Annotated in this window: 14 protein-coding genes and 1 pseudogene; 2 read left to right on the plus strand and 13 right to left on the minus strand. The window is 68.3% G+C overall.

All coding sequences use genetic code 11. From position 1 onward, the window contains the following. Positions 1-4: 4 nt before the first annotated feature. From NC4_RS18525 to NC4_RS18535, 3 genes and pseudogenes are all read right to left on the minus strand, one after another. Positions 5-1,060: an aminotransferase class V-fold PLP-dependent enzyme gene (locus NC4_RS18525; RefSeq protein WP_067539724.1), complete on the minus strand. Its 1,056-nt coding sequence runs from the start codon at positions 1,058-1,060 to the stop codon at positions 5-7. Positions 1,061-1,136: 76 nt separating this feature from the next. Next, positions 1,137-2,639, minus strand: a pseudogene (locus NC4_RS18530) (flavin-containing monooxygenase). Positions 2,640-2,734: 95 nt separating this feature from the next. Next, positions 2,735-3,748, minus strand: a complete 1,014-nt coding sequence (locus tag NC4_RS18535) for an AurF N-oxygenase family protein (protein ID WP_067539726.1) — start codon at positions 3,746-3,748, stop codon at positions 2,735-2,737. Positions 3,749-3,881: 133 nt separating this feature from the next. Between NC4_RS18535 and NC4_RS18540 the strand changes: the two genes are divergently transcribed. Next, a complete protein-coding gene (locus NC4_RS18540; RefSeq protein ID WP_067539728.1) occupies positions 3,882-5,075 on the plus strand; it encodes a PucR family transcriptional regulator in 1,194 nt (397 codons plus the stop codon). Positions 5,076-5,078: 3 nt separating this feature from the next. Here NC4_RS18540 and NC4_RS18545 read toward each other — a convergent pair whose 3' ends face one another. From NC4_RS18545 to NC4_RS18570, 6 genes are all read right to left on the minus strand, one after another. Then, positions 5,079-6,881: an AMP-dependent synthetase/ligase gene (locus tag NC4_RS18545; RefSeq protein WP_067539730.1), complete on the minus strand. Its 1,803-nt coding sequence runs from the start codon at positions 6,879-6,881 to the stop codon at positions 5,079-5,081. 186 nt (positions 6,882-7,067) lie between these two features. Then, the gene (locus tag NC4_RS18550) at positions 7,068-7,457 is read right to left on the minus strand and encodes a MarR family winged helix-turn-helix transcriptional regulator (RefSeq protein WP_084529364.1); all 390 of its coding nucleotides are present in this window, start codon (positions 7,455-7,457) and stop codon (positions 7,068-7,070) included. A gap of 122 nt (positions 7,458-7,579) precedes the next feature. Beyond that, positions 7,580-8,593: a pyridoxal phosphate-dependent aminotransferase gene (locus NC4_RS18555; protein ID WP_067539742.1), complete on the minus strand. Its 1,014-nt coding sequence runs from the start codon at positions 8,591-8,593 to the stop codon at positions 7,580-7,582. Between the two features lies 1 nt (position 8,594). Then, positions 8,595-9,605: a 3-oxoacyl-ACP synthase III family protein gene (locus tag NC4_RS18560; protein ID WP_067539745.1), complete on the minus strand. Its 1,011-nt coding sequence runs from the start codon at positions 9,603-9,605 to the stop codon at positions 8,595-8,597. A gap of 1 nt (position 9,606) precedes the next feature. Next, positions 9,607-10,266, minus strand: a complete 660-nt coding sequence (locus NC4_RS18565; RefSeq protein WP_067539747.1) for a hypothetical protein — start codon at positions 10,264-10,266, stop codon at positions 9,607-9,609. Then, complete coding sequence (locus NC4_RS18570) at positions 10,263-11,954, minus strand: thiamine pyrophosphate-binding protein (RefSeq protein WP_067539750.1); 1,692 nt, start codon at positions 11,952-11,954, stop codon at positions 10,263-10,265. Before NC4_RS18570 ends, NC4_RS18565 begins: the two co-directional genes overlap by 4 nt. 463 nt (positions 11,955-12,417) lie before the next feature. Between NC4_RS18570 and NC4_RS18575 the strand changes: the two genes are divergently transcribed. Then, positions 12,418-13,644: an MFS transporter gene (locus NC4_RS18575; protein WP_067539752.1), complete on the plus strand. Its 1,227-nt coding sequence runs from the start codon at positions 12,418-12,420 to the stop codon at positions 13,642-13,644. Between the two features lie 6 nt (positions 13,645-13,650). On the opposite strand, the gene NC4_RS18580 is transcribed toward NC4_RS18575, so the two are convergent. From NC4_RS18580 to NC4_RS18595, 4 genes are read right to left on the minus strand one after another with little or no spacing between them, the layout of a single operon-like run. After that, the gene (locus tag NC4_RS18580; RefSeq protein WP_067539754.1) at positions 13,651-14,895 is read right to left on the minus strand and encodes a serine hydrolase domain-containing protein; all 1,245 of its coding nucleotides are present in this window, start codon (positions 14,893-14,895) and stop codon (positions 13,651-13,653) included. Beyond that, complete coding sequence (locus tag NC4_RS18585; RefSeq protein WP_067539756.1) at positions 14,892-15,941, minus strand: ferredoxin--NADP reductase; 1,050 nt, start codon at positions 15,939-15,941, stop codon at positions 14,892-14,894. Before NC4_RS18585 ends, NC4_RS18580 begins: the two co-directional genes overlap by 4 nt. Further along, entirely contained in the window at positions 15,938-16,831 is an 894-nt protein-coding gene (locus tag NC4_RS18590; RefSeq protein ID WP_084529325.1) for an SDR family NAD(P)-dependent oxidoreductase, read from the minus strand. The genes NC4_RS18585 and NC4_RS18590 overlap by 4 nt, the downstream gene beginning before the upstream one ends. Beyond that, positions 16,828-18,393: a flavin-containing monooxygenase gene (locus tag NC4_RS18595; RefSeq protein WP_067539758.1), complete on the minus strand. Its 1,566-nt coding sequence runs from the start codon at positions 18,391-18,393 to the stop codon at positions 16,828-16,830. Before NC4_RS18595 ends, NC4_RS18590 begins: the two co-directional genes overlap by 4 nt. Between the last annotated feature and the right edge of the window lie 18 nt (positions 18,394-18,411).

Here is an 18,411-nt window from a genome sequence, read left to right on the forward strand (position 1 = left end):
CGAGCTACGCCGTCAGCACTTCCAGCGCCCGGTCGACGTCCTCCTCGGTGTTGTAGAGGTGACAGGCCAGTCGCAGCTTGCCGTCGCGCACCGAACCGATGACCTTCGCGGCCCGCAACGTGTCCATGGTGCCGGGCGGTACCTCGACCGAGAGGATGGCCGAGTCCGCGGGCTCCAGGCCCAGCCCGGCTCGCAGCAGGTTCGCGAGCGCCACATTGTGCCGCTGGATATCGTCGATCCCGATCGAGCGCACCAGATCCAGGCCGATCCGCTGCGCGGTCAGAATGGACCACGCCGGTGACAGGTCGAAGCGGCGCGCGTCCTCGGCCTGCCGCAGCGGCGCGCCGTAGCAGGTTTCCAGGGGGACGTAGCCCGAGTACCACCCGGCGGCCAGCGGGCTCAGCGAATCCAGCGCCGCATCGGTTCCGGCCAGGAACGACATGCCCTTCGGGCCCAGCAGCCACTTGTGGCCGACGCTGACCACCCAGTCCGCACCGGTATCGCGCACCGGGAACCACACGGCCGCCTGGCTGAGATCGAGCAGCACCCGGGCCCCGCTCGCGCGCGCCGCCGCCACCACGGCCGGGACGTCCACCACGCCGCCATCGGCCGACTGCACCACCGCGGCGGCGACCAGATCGACCCCGGGCCGCACCGCATCCGCCAGGTCCCGCAGCGGCACCGTGCGCACCTCCAGGTCCGGCCGAATCAGGAAGGGCCAGATCACCGAGGTGAATTCGTTCTCGGGCACGACAATGGTCGAGCCCGCGGGCAGGCTCTGCGCCACCAGCCCGATCAACTGCGAGACCTGGGTGCCGGTGGCGACCTGGCGCGGCTGGAAGCCCGTCAGTTCACCGAAGGCGGTCCGGCACTCGTGGACCAGCCCGTCGATCAGGATGTCGAGTTCGCCCCGGGCCTGCGCGTCCGCCGCGGCCGCGAGCGCCGCGGCGCCCGGCTCGGGCAGCAGCCCGTAGCTGGCCGTATTGAGGTAGGTCACCGCGGGCGCGAACATCTCCCGAACGACGGCCGGAAACTGAACTGGAGTCGGCACAATCGTCATCACCCCATCCTCCGAGCCGTGGACCGCACGCGAAAGATCCAGCCCGCCCGAAACTGGCATGATCTTGGAAAGCGGTTCAGGCGGAGCGGGTCTCGGCCGGTTCCGGAGCCGCGCGGCGGGCGCCGCGGCCGAATCGCAGAACGCCGTCCTCCAGGGCGCCCTTGCGCAGCAGCGCGCGATCGCGGAAGTAGTTGTTGATGACCATCCACGGCCCGCGCGTGCCCTGCCGGGGCATGACGCCGTCGCCGCGCTGGATGTAGCCGGAGGTCAGCGCGCCGCCCATGAGCGAGGCCTCGGACCGGTCACCGGGCTCGGGGACGGCGACGACCTCGGTGTATCCGTTGTCGCGCATGTGATTGAGCAGGCGGCAGAAGTATTCGGCGGCCAGATCGGCCTTCTAGGTCCAGGAGGCATTGGTGTAGCCGAGCACGACCATGAGATTGGGGACATTGCCCAGCAGCGCGCCCTTGTAGGCCACCAGATCCCGGGTCCGCTGGACCTCGCCGTCCACGTCCAGGACCGCGCCGCCGAGCATCTGCACCGTGAGGCCGATCGCGCTGATGACGATATCGGCCTCGAGTTCCGCGCCCGAGCGCAGCCGGATGCCATTCTCGGTGAAGGTGTCGATGTGATCGGTGGCAATGGATGCCTTGCCGCTGCGCAGCACCCAGAACAGATCGCCATTGGGGACCACGCACAGGCGCTGATCCCACGGATTGTAGGACGGCGTGAAGTGCTTCATATCGATGCCGGAGCCGATCTGGGCCCGCACCGCCGCCAGCATGAGCTTGCGGGACAGCGTCGGATTGGTGCGCGAGAGCTGGTAGCTGGCCCGCTGCAAGGCGATATTGCGGACGCGACCGGCCTTGTAGGCCAGGGCGGCGGGCACTTTCGCCAGCTTCAGGCCGACCTCGACCGGATCGTCGGCGGGCAGCGCGGCGATATAGGTGGACGAGCGCTGCAGCATGGTGACGTGCGCGGCGTCCTTGCTCATGGCCGGAATCAGCGTGATAGCGGTTGCGCCACTGCCGATGACGACGACCTTCTTGCCGGTGTAGTCGAGATCCTCCGGCCAGTGCTGCGGGTGCACGATGCGCCCGCGGAAGTTCTCCTCGCCGGTGAACGCGGGCCGGTAGCCGTTGTCGTAGTCGTAGTAGCCGGTGCAGCCCACCAGGAAATCGCTGGTGTAGTTCTCGGTCTTGCCGGTGCGCTCGTCGCGGACCTCGACGGTCCAGATGCCCTGCTCGCTGGACCAGCTCGCGCGAGTCACCTTGCGGCCGAAGCGAATATGGTCGGTGACGCCGTACTCCGCGGCGGTGTCCTCGATGTACTGCCGGATGTGCGGCCCGTCGGCCAGCACCTTGGTGCCGTGCCAGGGCCGGAAGCCGTAGCCGAAGGTGTACATATCGGAGTCGGAGCGAATGCCCGGGTACTTGAACAGATCCCAGGTGCCGCCGATGGCGGTGCGCCGCTCCAGGATCAGATAGCTGCGCCCGGTCCGCTCCCGGGTCAGGTGACAGGCCATACCGATCCCGGACAGGCCCGCGCCGATGATCAGTACGTCGACATGCCGCGTCATTGAGGTACTCGCTTCGTCTGGTCGCGGCCGGACACCGGCGTCCGGCCACACCGAGTATTACATGTTATTCAGGGTTACGTCCACCAAGGCGAGCCTCAGGCCGCCCGGACCCGCCCGCTCCGCTCCGGTTCCGAGCGATACCGCGTGGTCGGGCCGTCGATGCCGAGCACCTTCCACACCCGCTTGGCCACCGGATTCATCAAGCCGATCCGCGTGGCCAGCGTCCGCACATCACCGAAGTAGCCCGCGAAGGTCTCCTTGGAATCGGGCAGCCCGAAGAAGACCTCCCTGCGCACCGCCGCCGGGATGCCGAACTCCCGGAAGAACGCCCGCGGCGGCACGACGATGGCCCGCCCGCCGATCCACATGACGATCGGGAACGCCAGCGAGAGCACGAACTTGTTCACCGTATTCGACTGCGGCACATGATGTTCCAGGAACTCGTGCGCGAAGGAGATATGCCGGGCCTCCTCGGCGATGTGAATCGCCATGACGCCGCGCATGATCGGATGCACGTCCTCGCCCGCGCACAGGATGGCCTTCTGAATGTGGTCGATCGGCTCCTCACCGGAGAGCACCGCGATGAAGAACAGATTCGGGAACAGCGCCGCCAGCGGCGGCACCACATAGGTGAGCCGCTTGAGGATGGGCCCCATGCCCGGCACGTCCTTGCCGATGCGGTTCACCATCTCCTGGAACATGAGGGTGTGATTGCACTCCTCGATGACCCCGTGGGTGCAGTAGCGGAACTCCGGCGACCCATTGGGCAGCTTGAAGGTGTGCTGCACCATGCCGCCGATGAGCAGCGTCTCGAACTGCAGGCCCACCTTGGCGATATTCGCCTGCCGCCACAGCCCGATATCGATCTTGGCCTGCTCGGGCAGCGCGCGATACCAGGGATGCCGCCCGAACATATCGCCGGACTCCGGGAGAATCCACCGCCTGTCGTTCGCATCGACCTCGAAATCGGGGTTGTCCCAATCGATATCGGTGAACGGATCGAAGTGTTTGTCCACCGACCCCTGCGACAGCAGGAGCAGCTTCTCGGCGTATTGCCGAGCCAGCGCGACCACGGGATCGGTCTTCACGGGTGCCGACGTCATTGTCAGGGCCTCTCCAGAGACAGCAATTTAGATGTACCTCATGGTTACACCTACATAGACGGCCCGTCAACAGCCTATTGTGTCTCGCACCACACTCCCCCGCACGAGACGGCCGAGCCCCTCGGGAGATCATCGGACCATGGATTCCCCCCGGCCCGGCGCCTTCATGATTCGCGCCTGCACCGCGCTGCTCGCGCGGCTCGACGAGGTGGTGGACCGAGTGGCCGATGAGATCCAGCAGATGGAGCCCGTTTACGGGGAGTTGCGGCTGGTCGGACGGGAGGAGCTCATTCGGTCCAACAAGGCCAATCTGTCGGCCGTGCTCGGCTTCCTCGCCGGGAAGCCGGGCATCCATCTGGGCACGCCCCGCGATACCGGGTATCGGCGCGCGGAGATCGGGGTGCCGCTGCCCGCGGTGCTGCGGGCGTATCGCATCGGGTCCGGAGTGATCTGGGACGAGTTGCTGGCCGAGACGCACAATGACCCGGCGGACAATCGGGCGCTGCTGCTGGCGGCCGCGGAGGTCTGGCAGTTGGTGGACGACTACTCCCAGGCCCTGACCGCCGGGTATCAGGAGGCGGTCGCCGAACAGCTGCGGCGCGATGCCCGCGCGCACGATGCCGCGCTGGACGCGGTGCTCACCGGGCAGGTGGAGGGCGCCCGGCTCTGGGAGTGCGCGCGCACGCTGGGGCTGCCGCCGCAGGGCAGCTTCGCGGTGGTGGCGGCCACGGATGCCGAAGCCGCCGAATCGCTTCCGGGCATCGGGAAGGCGCTCACGGTGCTGGGCGTCTCCTCCGCGTGGCGGGTGCGGGTCGACGGTCAGGTCGGAATCGTGGTTCTCACATCGCGATTCACCGAGCAGCGGTTGCTCGCGATCCTGTCCGAACGCGCTCTCGGACGGGTGGGGATCAGCTCGCCGTTCGCGACCCTGACCGAGGCGCCCGCCGCGCTGCGGCAGTCGGAGTTGGCGTGCGCCGCAACCCAACCCGGCTCGCGCGAAGTGCTGCGCTACGACGATGCCCTGCTCCCGGTCCTGCTGGCCGGTTCACCCGAGGTCGCCACGGCGCTGTTCCGCACGGTGCTGGGCCCGGTGCTCGCGCTGCCCGCGCACGACCGCGACACCCTGCTGGACACCCTGCGCGCCTGGTTCGCCCACGACGGCGAGGTCTCGGCCATCGCGGCGGCCCAGTTCTGTCACCGCAATACGGTGCGCCTGCGGCTCAATCGTGTCGCCACGCTGACCGGCCGCCGCCTCACCTCCCCGCGCTCCGCCACCGAGATCCAGCTGGCGCTGGCGGCGCATCGGATCTTCGGCGGCGGCCTCCGCGGCTGAGCCTCAGGAGTAGATGGCGCCCACCTCGGCGGCGTACTTCTCCAGCACCACGGCGCGCTTGAGCGACATCTTCGGGGTGAGCTCCCCCGTCTCCTGGGTCCAGTCCGTCGTGAGAATGCGAATCTTCTTGATGGACTCCGCCTTCGAGACCTTGGCATTGGTATCGGCCACGGCGGCATTGATTTCGGCCAGCAGCGCCGGATGGTCGATCAGGGTCTCGATGGAGGTCTCCGCGGCGACGCCGTTGCGCTGCTTCCAGCCGGGCAGGGTCTCCGGATCGAGGGTGATGAGCACGGCCACGAACGGCTTGTTGTCGCCGACCACCATGCACTGGCTGATGAGCGGGTGGGCGCGCAGGGAATCCTCCATCGGCGCCGGGGAGACGTTCTTACCGGCGGCGGTCACGATGATTTCCTTCTTGCGGCCGGTAATGGACAGGAAGCCGTCGGCATCCAGCGCGCCCAGATCGCCGGTGTGGAACCAGCCGTCGGACAGGGCTTCCGCGGTGGCGGCGTCGTTCTTCCAGTAGCCGTCGAAGACCACATTGCCCTTGAGCAGGACCTCGCCGTCCTCGGCAATGCGCACGGCATTGCCCTCGATGGGCAGGCCCACCGTGCCGACCCGCATGTGGGTGCCGGTGTTCACGGTGATGGCGGCGCTGGTCTCGGTGAGTCCGTAACCCTCGAAGACGGGAATGCCGACGCCGCGGAAGAAGTGGCCAAGCCGAGCGCCCAGCGGGCCGCCGCCGGAGACCGCGCCCTCGCACCGGCCGCCCAGGGCCGCACGGAGTTTCGAGTACACCAGCTTGTCGAAGACGGCGTGCTTGACCCGCAGTCCCAGACCCGGCCCGCCGGACTGCTGGGCCTCGCTCCAGGCAATGGCGGTGGCGGCGGCGAGATCGAAGACGCGGCCCTTGCCCGCATCGTGGGCCTTCTGCTTGGCGCCATTGAAGACCTTCTCGAACACGCGCGGCACCGCCAGGATGAAATGCGGCCGGAACGCGGCGAACTGATCGGTCAGGGTGGTCCAGTCGGAGGTGTGCGCGACGGTGACCTTGGCGGCCAGGGCGCCCACCGCGATGGCGCGCGCGAAGACGTGCGCCAGCGGCAGGAACATGAGCGTGGACTGCCCCTCCTTCATGAGGTGGCGCAGCGCGATCTTGCCGGAGGCGGATTCGGCGAGCAGGTTGGCATGGGTGAGGACCACGCCCTTGGGGCGGCCGGTGGTGCCGGAGGTATAGATGAGGGTGGCCGGGGAGGCGGCGCGCACCTGGGCGCGGCGCTCGGCGAGCACCTCGTCGCCGATGGACTTGCCGCGCTCCACGAGTTCGGCCAACGCGCCCGCCTCGATGGACAGCGTCTCCCGCAGATCCGGGGTGCTGATCTCGGCCACGACGGCCGCATGCCGGTCGTTCTCGACGAGCAGCAGTTTGGTGGCGGAGTCCTCGAGAATCCAGCGGGCCTGTTCGGTGGCCAAGGAATCGTAGATGGCGACTGTGCACACCCCGGCGGTCCAGATGGCGTAGTCGATGAGGGTCCATTCATAGCGGGTGGCGGCCATGATGGCCACGCGATCGCCCGCCTCGATACCGGCGGCGATGAGGCCCTTGGCCAGCGCCCGCACCTCGGTGGCGAACCGCGCCGCGGTGATATCGCTCCAGCCGCCGCTCACCGGTTTCCGGAAGGCCACGAAATCGGGGGAGTTCGCGGCGAGATCGTCGACGACATCGGTCAGCGCCGCATCCTCGGCCAGGGTGTAGGACACCGGCGCCTCGAATTCGCGTGGAGCAACCGTGGTGGAAACCATCTGGTGACGACCTCTCTGTTTCACCGCGCGCCGGACGCCCCCGTCCGGCTTGCGGGCACACTGGTGAACCGGGCCGTTTCCGGTCCGGGCCACCATGCTCTGTCGGTGCGCCGTAGATCACAATGTGCGCGCGACCATGACGGCGGCCCACGGAATGTGCGCCCGCCCACCCGGGCTCGGTGCTGATTACCGCGCGCGGGCCGCGGCCACCACGGCGTCGAGGCGCGTACCGAGCGCCTTGATGCGATCGCGCAGAGCGGTGACGTCCTCGATCGGCATGCCGACCCGATCCAGCACGGTGTGGATCATGTCCTGCGCGCCGCGCTGCAGCTCCCGGCTGGCGGGAGTGGCACGCAGGATGACCGCGCGCCCGTCGGCCTCGCTGCGCACGCTCTCCACCAGACCGCGCGTCTGTAGCCGCCCGACCAGCGGGGACACCGTCCCGTAGTCGAGGTGGAAGTGCTCGCCGAGCTCCTTCACGGTGATGCCGGGCCGCTCCCACAGCGCCAGCAGCACCAGGTACTGCGGATAGGTGAGGTTCATATCGTCCAGGAACGGACGGTACGCGGCGGTCATGGACCGCGACGTGGAGTACAGCGCGAAGCACAACTGCGCGCCCAGGGACAGCAGTGCGTAATCGATCTCCGCGTCCGCTCCGTCCCGGCGCCCCTCGGGTCCGGCAGGCGGATTCTCTTACATTACTGCACTGTACTGCGTATGGCGTCGAGCACCGTCTCCGTGGCCGCCCGGTCGCCGACGGTAATGCGGATCCCGGTCGGATAGTGCTTGACGTGGATGTCGGCGCCCGCCAAGGCGGTTCCGACGCGATCGATATCCGGGGCGGGCAGGGTCAGATACGAGAAGTTGGCATGGCTTTCCGGGACCGACAGGCCCAGCGCCCGCAGTCCGCCGGTGAGGCGCTGCCGGTGGCCGCCGATGGTGGCCACCCGGGCCGCGATCTCGGGTTCGGCCTCGTAGCTGGCCCGCACGGCGACCTCGGCGAGGGCGTTCATCCCGAAGGGCAACTGCCACCGGGCTATTCGGGCAATGAGCTCCGGATCGCCGAGCGCGTACCCGACGCGCAGCGCGGCCAGCCCGTAGGCCTTCGAAAAGGTGCGCAGGACAATCAGATTCGGAAAACGATCGAGCAGCGCCGCCACATCGGCCCGTTCCGCGCCCAGGACGAAATCCACGTACGCCTCGTCCAGCACGACCGGGACCGATGCGGGCACCCGGCGCAGGAATGCCTCCAATTCCGCTGGGGCGACGAGTGTTCCGGTCGGATTGTGCGGACTGCACAGCACCACCAGCCGGGTGCGCTCGTCCACCGCCCGCGCCATGGCGGCCAGATCCTGCCGCCCGTCACCGGTCAGCGGGACCGCGACCGGATGGCCACCGGCCATGGCGGTCAGGATCGGATAGCCGTCGAAGGTCGGCGTGGCCATGACGACATGCGCTCCGCCGGAACCGAACTCCAGCACGATGTGCATGATCACCCCGGTGGCTCCCGCGCCCACCACCACCCGCTCGGGCGCCAGGCCGAGCCGTTCGGCGATCAGCCGCGGCAGTCGCTGCGGCAGGAACTCCGGATACCGGTTCGCCGAGGCCAGGGCGCGCGCCAGCGCCGCGCGCACGGACGGCGGTGGGCCGTAGGGATTCTCATTGAGCTGGAGCCGATGGCCGAGCCGGTTCGCCGCGGCCGCCGGGCCCATATCAGCGCCCGCCCCAGCGCACCGCCGCGGCCGCGGCGAAATCACCCGCGTGCGCGAAACCGGCGAACATCACCAGCGATCCGGCGGGCGCCCGGCCCTCGTCCACGGCGCGGTCGAAGGTCACCGGAATGCCCGCGGCGAACAGGTTTCCGCATTCGTCGAAGGTGTCGGGATGCCGCTCCGGCGGCAGCAGCAGCGCATCGCGCCAGTTGCGCAGGAAGGCCCGGTTGGGCTGATTGGTGACCAGCAGATCCAGCTCGTCGGAGCGCACGCCGAGCCGCCCGCACACCGCGTGCGCGACCTCCGGCACGATGCGGTTGCCGCGTCCCAGCACCTTGGCGATCCGGGATTCGGTGAAGCCGACGTGCATCTGCCCGCTGCCCGCCTCCCAGTAGCGGCGCGGCGGATCGGCGATGACGGTCATCTGCCCCGCGAACTCGGGCAAGTGTTTGGTCTCGATATCGAGAATGGGCGAATCCCCGGATTTCACCAGCAATCCCGCGCCTGCGCCGTCACCGGGAATGGCCGCCTGGGGCTTGCCGCGCACCTGCTCCTGGGTGAACACCTGACCGGCAGCGTTCTGCACGGTCACCACGAGCGCCGCCCGGGCCGCGCTGCCCAGCAGCAGCTGCCGGGCCAGTTTCATACCGTGCACGAAGGCCGCGCAGCCGCCGTTGTGCAGGTCGATCAGCCATTCGGGCCGGATGCCGAGCCGCGCGGCGACCTCACCGCCATTGCCCACGATGGCGGTCTCGGGCAGCTGGGTGTGCACGATGAGAATATCGATCTCGCCCAGTACATCCCGGCCCTGCCGCGCCAGAATGGGGGCCACCGCCCGCTCGGCCATATCGGCGGGCGTCTCCCCCGCCGCGATGTGGCGGCGGAACTTGGGGGCCTTGAACATAATGTTGGCGGTGACGTCCTCGGGATCCGCGTACTGCGCGAAATAGTCCGCGGGAACGATGTTCTCGGGCAGATATCCGGCGACGTCGATCAGGCTGACCGCATTCATATCAGACCATCCATTCCGGCTTGATGGGCAGACCGTTGGCATGCCGGTGTTCGCAAATGGCTTTGAGATTGCGCAATTCCAGGAGATGACCGGCGGCGAAGAGATGCCAGAAATCGCCGACCCACACCGGGCGGTCCGGCGGCGCGGTCTCGGGGTGGCCGTTCGCGTCGTAGAACGGGTGGTGGCAATTGGTCCACAGCACCACCGATCCCGGCTTGCCCAGGACCAGTTGCGCGTCGACGACCCGCATGAGGTAGATCATCCACAAGTGCTCGCCCTGATCCCAGGCGCAGTGATAGTCGACGGTGCGCGCCTCGGGATTGGCGACGGTGCGCGTGTAGATGCGGGTGTGGGAGCCGATGCGGTCGTCGGACACCCACAGGTCCGGCTGCCCGGTGCGCTCGAAACCTCGCATGCTGTAGGTCCATTCGCACAGGCTGCGGGTATCGGCCAGATAGGCGTACACCTCGTCCGGCGGTGCGGCGATGTATTCGTTGACGGTGCAGTACTCGCCGAAGATCTCGTCGTGCGGGTAGACGGCGCGGGTCATGTCGAGCACCATCGGCATGCCCTCCTTCATGGTCAGCGTCTCGATGCGATAGACGCCCGGCACCCCCACGTCCGGGACCTCGACGGGTGCGGCGTGCACGGATTCGGTCATGCGGTGTGCTCCTTCAGAAATGGTGCGAACGGCGGGATCTCGTCGGGATCGCACCGGAGTTCGATGAATGCCGGACCGGCTTCGATCCGGGCCTTGTCCAGGGCCGTCTCGAATTCGGCCAGCGTGGTGGCGGTCCAGGTGGGCAGGTCCGGGAAAATGGCGGCGACGCCGTCGCCGAGCTGTGCCGGGCGGAAGCGGTTGTAGGTGTAGTCGCCGGAGTAATAGAGCTGCTCCCGGGTGACGCACATGGCGTGGGCATTGTTGTTGAATACGACGAAGGTGATCGGGACCTGGTATTCGACCGCCGTGTGCACCTCGTGGCCGTGCATGAAATACGAACCGTCCCCGGCGATCACGACCGTGCGTCGCCTTCGCCCCAGCGCACAGCCGATGCCCGCGCCGAACGAGTAACCCATCCCGCCCATGCCGAGCGCGATGAGGAAGCGGCCGTCCTCGGGCACCGGCAGATGGTGCACCACCGCCGCGCCAGTGTTCCCGGCATCGGCGACCACATCGGTGCCCGGCTCCAGGCGGGCGGTGAGTGCGGCCACGGCCTCCCGATAGCGCACGCCCAGACCGGTCGCTGCGGGCGCGACCAGCTCCGGTATGGGCGCGTGATCCGGCTGCGCCACTAGGGATTTCGGACTGGAGCAGCGTGCCGCGAGGTCGCGCAGGCGGTGCCGGAGCGGTCCGGGCACGCGGACGTGCGCCGCGACCAGGGGCCGTTCGTCACCCAGGTACACGACGGCCGGGCACGCCGCCAGGGCGTCGTCCAATCCGGCGCGCGCGGTCATCGGCAGCGTCGCGCCCGCCAGCACGCACAGCGCGGCCTGCGCCACCAGGCGCGGGGCGTGCGGATGCCCCATGATTCCGACGACGCCCGCGAAACGCGGATCCCGGTTCGGGAAGACGTCTTTGGCGTCCGGGGTGACCAGTACCGACGCATCGATCGCCGCGGCGAAGGCGGTCAGTTCGGCGCGCGCCCCGGCCCGCGCGATCTCCGGCCCGGCAATGATCACCGCGGGCCCTCGGCCGGAGGCGGTGATGAGGTCACCGGCTTTGTCCGTCAATCCCGCTATGTGCGAACGGAACTCGCCGGTCATCCGCCGCAGCTCGCGCCGGATCCGCATCGGCGGCTCGGTCAAGGTGCTCACCGCCGCTTGAATATCCTTTGGCAGCAACAGCACCGCCGGGCCACCGGCGAGCGCGGCGTCGATCGCCCAATCCAGGGCGGCGGGAATGTCCTCGGCGCGGGTGACCTTGGCGCAGAATCGCGAAACCGTCGCGAAGATCCGCTCGGCGTCGAGCCGTTCGCCGCCACCGCTCGTGTCCTGGAACGCGCCGCGCCCTTCCAGCGCGGTGGGCGGCTGCCCGACCAGCGCCAGCACCGGCACGCGCGAGTCGTACGATTCCGCGAGCGCGGCAAGCAGATTCATGGCCCCGCCGCCGGAGGTCGCGACCACCACCCCGAGCCGACCGGTCGCCCGCGCGTATCCGTCGGCCATGGTGGCCGCCCCGAATTCGTGTTTGGCCACAATGCCGGTCATGACCTCCGGGCGTCGCGCCACCGCGTCGTAGAGGTCCTCGATATTGGCGCCGCCCACCCCGAACAGGTGATCGGCGTGCTCCGCCAGCCGCGCCACGATTACATCCGCGACCGTCCGGGTCACCGATCCGTGTTCGGACATGATCTCCCATCTCGAATTGCGTTGTGCGCGATACGTCGCACACAAGGTATCTACGTTTTCACGTCCCGAGCAATGTGTCCTTGGTCACGTTCTTGCTCGAAATATGCTGATAGACAGCACACTTGGGTGCGCGAATACCCGGCCGCGAAGCTCCGGCAGGGCAGCCGTCCCGGACGCGGAACCGCCCCGACGGGCATATCGGCCGCTACCGGATCACAACCAGCGCATCCGGTAGTACGGATCGCGCGCCCGCTCGGTTCAACGCATCGAGGGCGACGGCTCACCGCCTCGCGGGCGACGGCGCTGACCTGCGGAGTTGGCCGAAATTTGCCCTAGTGTTGCCCGTATTGCAACCGCTAGCCCCCAAAATGGGTGGGGGGACGCAAAACGGTAGTTCGCCATATCCTCGGGCCATGGGGCTTTCGTGGCATTCCGCCACGCCTCGTTCGATGAAGGGGCACGGATGCCACGCACGACACGGATCACCGTCATGCTGCTGTTCGCGGCATGGGTAGTCGACTACATCGACCGGACCGTGATCAATTTCGCGCTCCCGGCCATTGGTGAGGATCTCGGTCTCGACCACACGCAGCAGGGGCTGCTGGTGTCGATTTTCTTCGTGGCCTATGCGGCCATCCAGGTGCCCGCAGGGCTGCTGGCAGATCGCTACGGTGCGCTGCGCGTCGGGGTGGTCGGGCTCGTCGCCTGGTCCATATTCACCGGATTGACCGCCGTGGCCTGGTCTTTCGCGGTCCTGCTCGCCATGCGCTTCCTGTTCGGACTGGTACAGGGCGTATTCCCCGCGGCCGCCATCAAGGCGCTGGCCGAGCGCAGCGTGCCCGAGCAGCGCACCACCGCCACCGGATGGATGAACTCCTCGAACGCGGTCGGCATCCTGCTGGCCTCGGTGATCGCGGGCGTCATGCTGCCGACCATCGGGTGGCGGTGGATTTTCGGGATCATCTCCGTATTCGGCGTCGCCGTCATCCTGGCCTGGCGCAAGTGGATGCCCGAACCGCTCACCCAGGACGTGCAGCCCGTCACCCTGGGGCTGAGCTCCGGCGAACGGCGCAGGGTGCTGTTCTCCCCCGCCATCATGGGCTTCGCCGTCATCTTCTTCGGATACGACGTGCTGGTGTGGGGCGTAACGGCGTGGACGCCGACCTTCCTGCACGAGGAGCGCGGAATCTCCATGGCCGCCATCGCCTTCGCCGCGGTGCCGTCGACACTGGGCACGGCCGCGGGTGTGGTGCTCGGGGCGCGCATGTCGGACCGGCTGGGCGGGCGGCCGCGGGTCATCGTCGTACCGTCCATGGCCTTCTACGCCTCGATGCTGTTCATCCTGCCGCAGATCGAGTACTTCCCGCTGTTCGTCGTGGCGGGCACGGCCATGACGCTGGTGGCGGGCCTGGCCATGATGCCCGCGTTCTCGGTGCCGCTGCGCGCCCTGCCCAGCGCGTATATCGGCGCGGCGACGGGCGTGATCATCTTCGGCGGTCAGCTGGCGGGTGCGCTCAGCCCGTTCACCTTCGGCGTGGTGGTCGATCACTACTCGTACACGACGGCCTTCGCGACCATGGCCGTCGGTCCGGCGCTGGCCATTGTGGCATCACTGCTGGTGCCGCAGACCGCCGAAACCTTCCGGGCCTCGGTGGCGGGCCGCAAAAGACCCCTGAGCCTGTCGCTCTGAACCGCTTCAGGCCGCACGCGTGGCGGCGGCGCGGCGCGCGTGACTGTCCGCCGAGCGGGTGATCGCCGGGAGCAGCAGCGAGGTCAGGGTCATGTCCACCGGCAGGCGGAACAGATCCAGGCGGTTGTGCACGAAGCCCACGGCCAGACCGGAATCCGGGTCCACCCAGCCACCGGAGCCGCCCAGGCCGATATGGCCGAAGGCATGCGGCGCGCCCAGCGCGGGGAACGGGTGATAGCCCAGGTGCCAGAAGGTGAGCCGGTTCGGGTCCGGGCTCAGACCGGTCCGGCGGTCGAGCGCGCGAACGGTATCGGCGCCGAGCAGCCGCTGCTCGCCGAAGACCCCCTCGCCCGCGATGAGCGCGTAGGTCCGGGCAATGGCATCGGCGCTGAAAACACCGGTGGCCGCGCCATTGCGGACTTCGCCGAACTCCGGGAAGGGGCCGTGCAAGGTGGCCTCGCCGCCCGCGATATGGGCGGAGCTGATCAGTTTGCCGACCACCGGAATGCGGGTAACCGCGGCGGTCAGCGGCTTGCCCAGCCGGGTACCGGTGAAATCCAGGGCCGGGCCCACCATTTCGGCCACCGCGCCACCGGCGGGCGGGCGGCCCAGGTAGAGGCCCGAAAGACCCAGCGGCTCGGCCAGTTCGATGCGGTACAGCTCGTCCATCTCCTGACCGGTGACCGCGCGGGTCAGACCGCCCAGCAGCCAGCCGAAGGTGACCGCGTGGTACACCGGCAGGCCGCGGGTCCAGTCGGGCGTGGCCGCGGCCAGCCGCCGCTCCATGAGCGCGTGGTCGAGCACCTCGGCGGGATCCTCGAGCAACCGGCGCAGATCCGACAGTCCGGCGCGGTGCGCGAGGACATCGCGCACCGTAATGGAATGCTTTCCGCCATCGGCGAATTCAGGCCAGTACTCGGCGACCGGCGCGTCGTAGTCGAGCCAGCCGCGGTCGGCCAGGCGGTGGATCACCATGGCGGTGATGCCCTTGGTGGTGGAGAACGTCAGGGCGGCGGTGTCGCGCTCCCAGGGGATTTCGCCCGCGGCGTCGGCGGTGCCGGTCCAGATGTTCAGCACCGGTTCCCCGCGCAGGTAGACCGCGAGCGCACCGCCGGTGCGCACATATCGTGCGAAGAGCAGCGCGAAGGCGCGCACGGCGGGGGCGAAGGCGGGATCGGCGGAACCGCGAATCCCGGCGGGCAGGGTGACCATGGGAACCTCGTTGTCTGTCCGCGCCGCGACGGCGCTCATTCGTCGAAGGTTATGTGCAGCTCATCGGATTCCGGCAGGGTCTGGCAGGCGAGGGTGTAGCCGCGGGCCAGCTCCTCGTCGATCAGGGCCTCGTTCAGGAGCATGCGGGTGCGGCCCTGCCGGACGCGGCAGATGCAGGTCCCGCACGCGGATTCACGGCAGACATAGGGTGCGTCGATGCCGCGATCGAGCAGGACATCGAGCAACTTCCGGCTGCGCGGCCAGGGCAGGGTGTGCGTCTCGCCATCGATCTCGACCTTCACGGTGGCGGTGTCGCCCGTCGGTCCGGCGGGGGCCGGGGCGGGTGTCGCCACGGGGGTGTGGTGCTCGAACGGGTTGTCGGTGAGCGAGCGATACTCCTCCTCGCGGATCGCGCGCCCGGGTATCCGCAATTGTGCCAGCGCTTGCTTGGTCACGGTAGCGAATCCCGCTGGGCCGCAAAGGTATACATCAAACCGACGATATGGTTTGGCGAGCGCCGCGAGGCCCCGGACGGTGGGCATACCGCGCTCGGACTCCAGCCAGTGCAGGACCGTCAGGCGGCGCGGATGACGGCGGGCGAGCTCGCGCAGCTGTGCGTCGAAGATGACCGATCGCCGGTCGCGATTGGCGTACAGCAGCGCGATCCGGCCGTTGCCGAGGACCAGCGCCGACTTGAGGATCGATATGACCGGGGTGATGCCGCTGCCCGCGGCGCACAGCAGGACATCGCGATTCCAGCTGCGCGGCACGAAATTTCCGGCCGGTTCCAGCACGGTGAGCAGGTCGCCCGCCGCGAGGTTGTCGCAGATCCAGTTGGAGGCAAAGCCTCCGGGGATGCGCTTGACGGTGACCGTCGGGCAATCACCGCAATACGGGCTGCTGGACAGCGAATAGCAGCGCGCCACCGAACCGGTGCGCTCGCTCGGCACCCGCAGGGTCAGGTATTGGCCCGGCGCATAGGCGAATCGGGGGCCGAGGTCGTCGGGAATGTCGAAGATCAGCGAGACGGTATCGGCCGTCTCCGCGACGACCTCGCGCACCTTGATCCGATGGACGCGGGTCATCCGGACGCTCTCCTACCGAGTAGGTACTCACCCGCCGCCTGGATGCGCTCCATCGAGAGAGGTTGGTTCATACGGCGATTGATGCCGGGGGCGAGGCGCAGCATGAAGTAGCCCAGCCACGCCTCGGCGCGCACCGGGACGACGGCCAGGTCGTAGCGCACCGCGCGCACCACCGCCCGCGCGACCAGATCCGGGCTCAACGGCGAGAACGGCAGCCGGGCCGCGAATTCCTGCATATCCCTGGCGATCTGCCTACCGCGCTCGACCAGATCCGGATCCACGCCGACGGTCACGGCATGCGCGCCGATATTGGTATTGATCACGCCGGGGCAGATCGCGCTCACGCCCACGCCCTTGGGCGCCAGTTCGAGCCGCAGGCATTCGGTGAGCATCTTCACCCCGGCCTTGGACACGGAATAGGCCGACATGACCGGGGTCTGGGTGAAGGCGGCCGCGGAGGCGATGTTCACGATATGGCCGCGGCGGCCCTGGTCGAACATCAGGCGCGCGAAGGTGCGGCAGCCGTAGACCACGCCCAGCAGGTTGACGCTGAGCTGGTACTCCCAGTCCGCCGGTTCCAGGTCCAGAAACGCGCCGCTGACCAGGATTCCGGCATTGTTGACCAGCACATCGGGCACGCCGTGGTCGGCGTGCACGTCCCGGGCGAAGGCCGTCCACGCCTCGGGATCGGTGACGTCCAGTTGCATGGCCACCGCGCGGCGGCCCGCGGCCTGAATGGTGGCGACGGTCGCCAGCGCCGCGTCCTTGTCGATATCGGAGACCACGACCTGCGCGCCCATGCGGGCGAACCGCTGGGCGACCGCGCGGCCTATCCCGCTGCCCGCACCGGTGACCACCACCAGGCCCGGCTCGATGTCATTGAACTTCACGAGACCTCCTCCGGCAGCGCGGCCGGTGCGGGCATCGGCGCGCCCACGGTGTAGCGGTAGACATCGAGATCGAAATGCCGGTTCTGCCAGTACATCTCACCGTGCGTGGACGGGCGGAACGGCGAATCTCCATGGTTGTCGATGTAGTAGGTGTTGGAACCCGCGCAGACCGGCGTGAACAGGAAGTTCTTCTGCTGCCGTCGCAGGCAGGCGGCGAAGTACTCGTCGTGCGCCTGCTGCCGGATCTCGATCTCGGTGGCGCCGCGGCGATTCGCCTCGGCAATGGCCCGGCTCAGATGCGCGGCGGTGGACTCGATCATCCAGATGTAGGAGCCCAGCACGAAGCCGTAGGGGCCGGTAATGGTGAAGGCATTGGGGAAGCCCGGGACCGAAACGCCCTGGTACGACTGATAGCGGTGCTCGTCCCAGAACCGCTGCAGGTCCTTGCCCTCGCGGCCGCGCACCGGGAACGGCGGCACCGCGCCCTGCTCCCAGAGTTTGAAGCCGGTGGCGCACACGAGCACGTCGATCTCGTGTTCGCGCCCGTCCGCGGTGACCACGCCGCGTTCGGTAATTCGGTCGATGGAATCGGTGACGAGGCTGACGTCGGTGCGGTTGAAGGTCTTCAGGTAATCGTTGGACATGGACGGCCGCTTGCAGCCGAGGCCGTATTTCGGCATGAGCCGTTCGCGCAGCGCCGGGTCCGCGACCTGTCGCCGCATCCATTGCCGCACCGGGATTTCCGCCAACCGGCGACCGCCCTCGGTGAGCCAGCGCGGGCCCGCGACCATCCCGCTCATGGCCAGTTCGGTGCCGAGGTTCCCGGCCAGTCGCAGCACCGATCGGATTCGCCTGTTGCCCAGCACCTGCCGCCCGAGCGGGCCGACCGCGGTATCGCTCTTCGGAAACACCCAGATCGGGGTGCGCTGGAAGACGGTGAGATGCCTGGTCTCGTCCACGATGGCCGGAATCAGCTGCAGGGCGGTCGCACCGGTGCCGATGACGGCTACCCGCTTGTCCCGCAGCACCACATCGTGATCCCACATGGCGGTGTGCACCAGCACGCCGCCGAAGTCCTGCAAGCCCTCGATATCGGGCATCTTGGGCCGTTCGAGTCCGCCGATAGCCAGCACCACATAGCGCCCGGTGATCTCCCGCCCGCCATCGGTGGTCAAGCGCCACAGGATGTTCCGGTCATCGAAGTCCGCGGCCACGATGGTGGTGTTCATGCGCAGCTTGTCCCGCAGCCCGTACTTGTCGACCATGCTCTCGGCGTAGTCGCGAAGTTCGTTGCCGGGCGCGAAGATCCGAGACCAGTCCCCGCGCTGCTCGTAGGAGAAGCTGTAGATTAACGACGGGATGTCGACCGCCACACCAGGATAGGTATTGGCATGCCAGGTGCCGACCACCCGATACCATTTGTCGACGATCACGAAGTCGTGAATGCCCTTGCGCTGTAGCGCGATACCGGTGCCGATACCGCCGAATCCGGCGCCGACCACGATGACCTCGCGGTCGGCCCGGCCCCCGGCGGGCGCACCCCAGCCGACGACATTGCTCATGTCATTCCTCGAATCTTA

The sequence above is a fragment of the Nocardia crassostreae genome, from assembly GCF_001613405.1.
GTDB classification, from domain to species: Bacteria; Actinomycetota; Actinomycetes; order Mycobacteriales; family Mycobacteriaceae; genus Nocardia; species Nocardia crassostreae.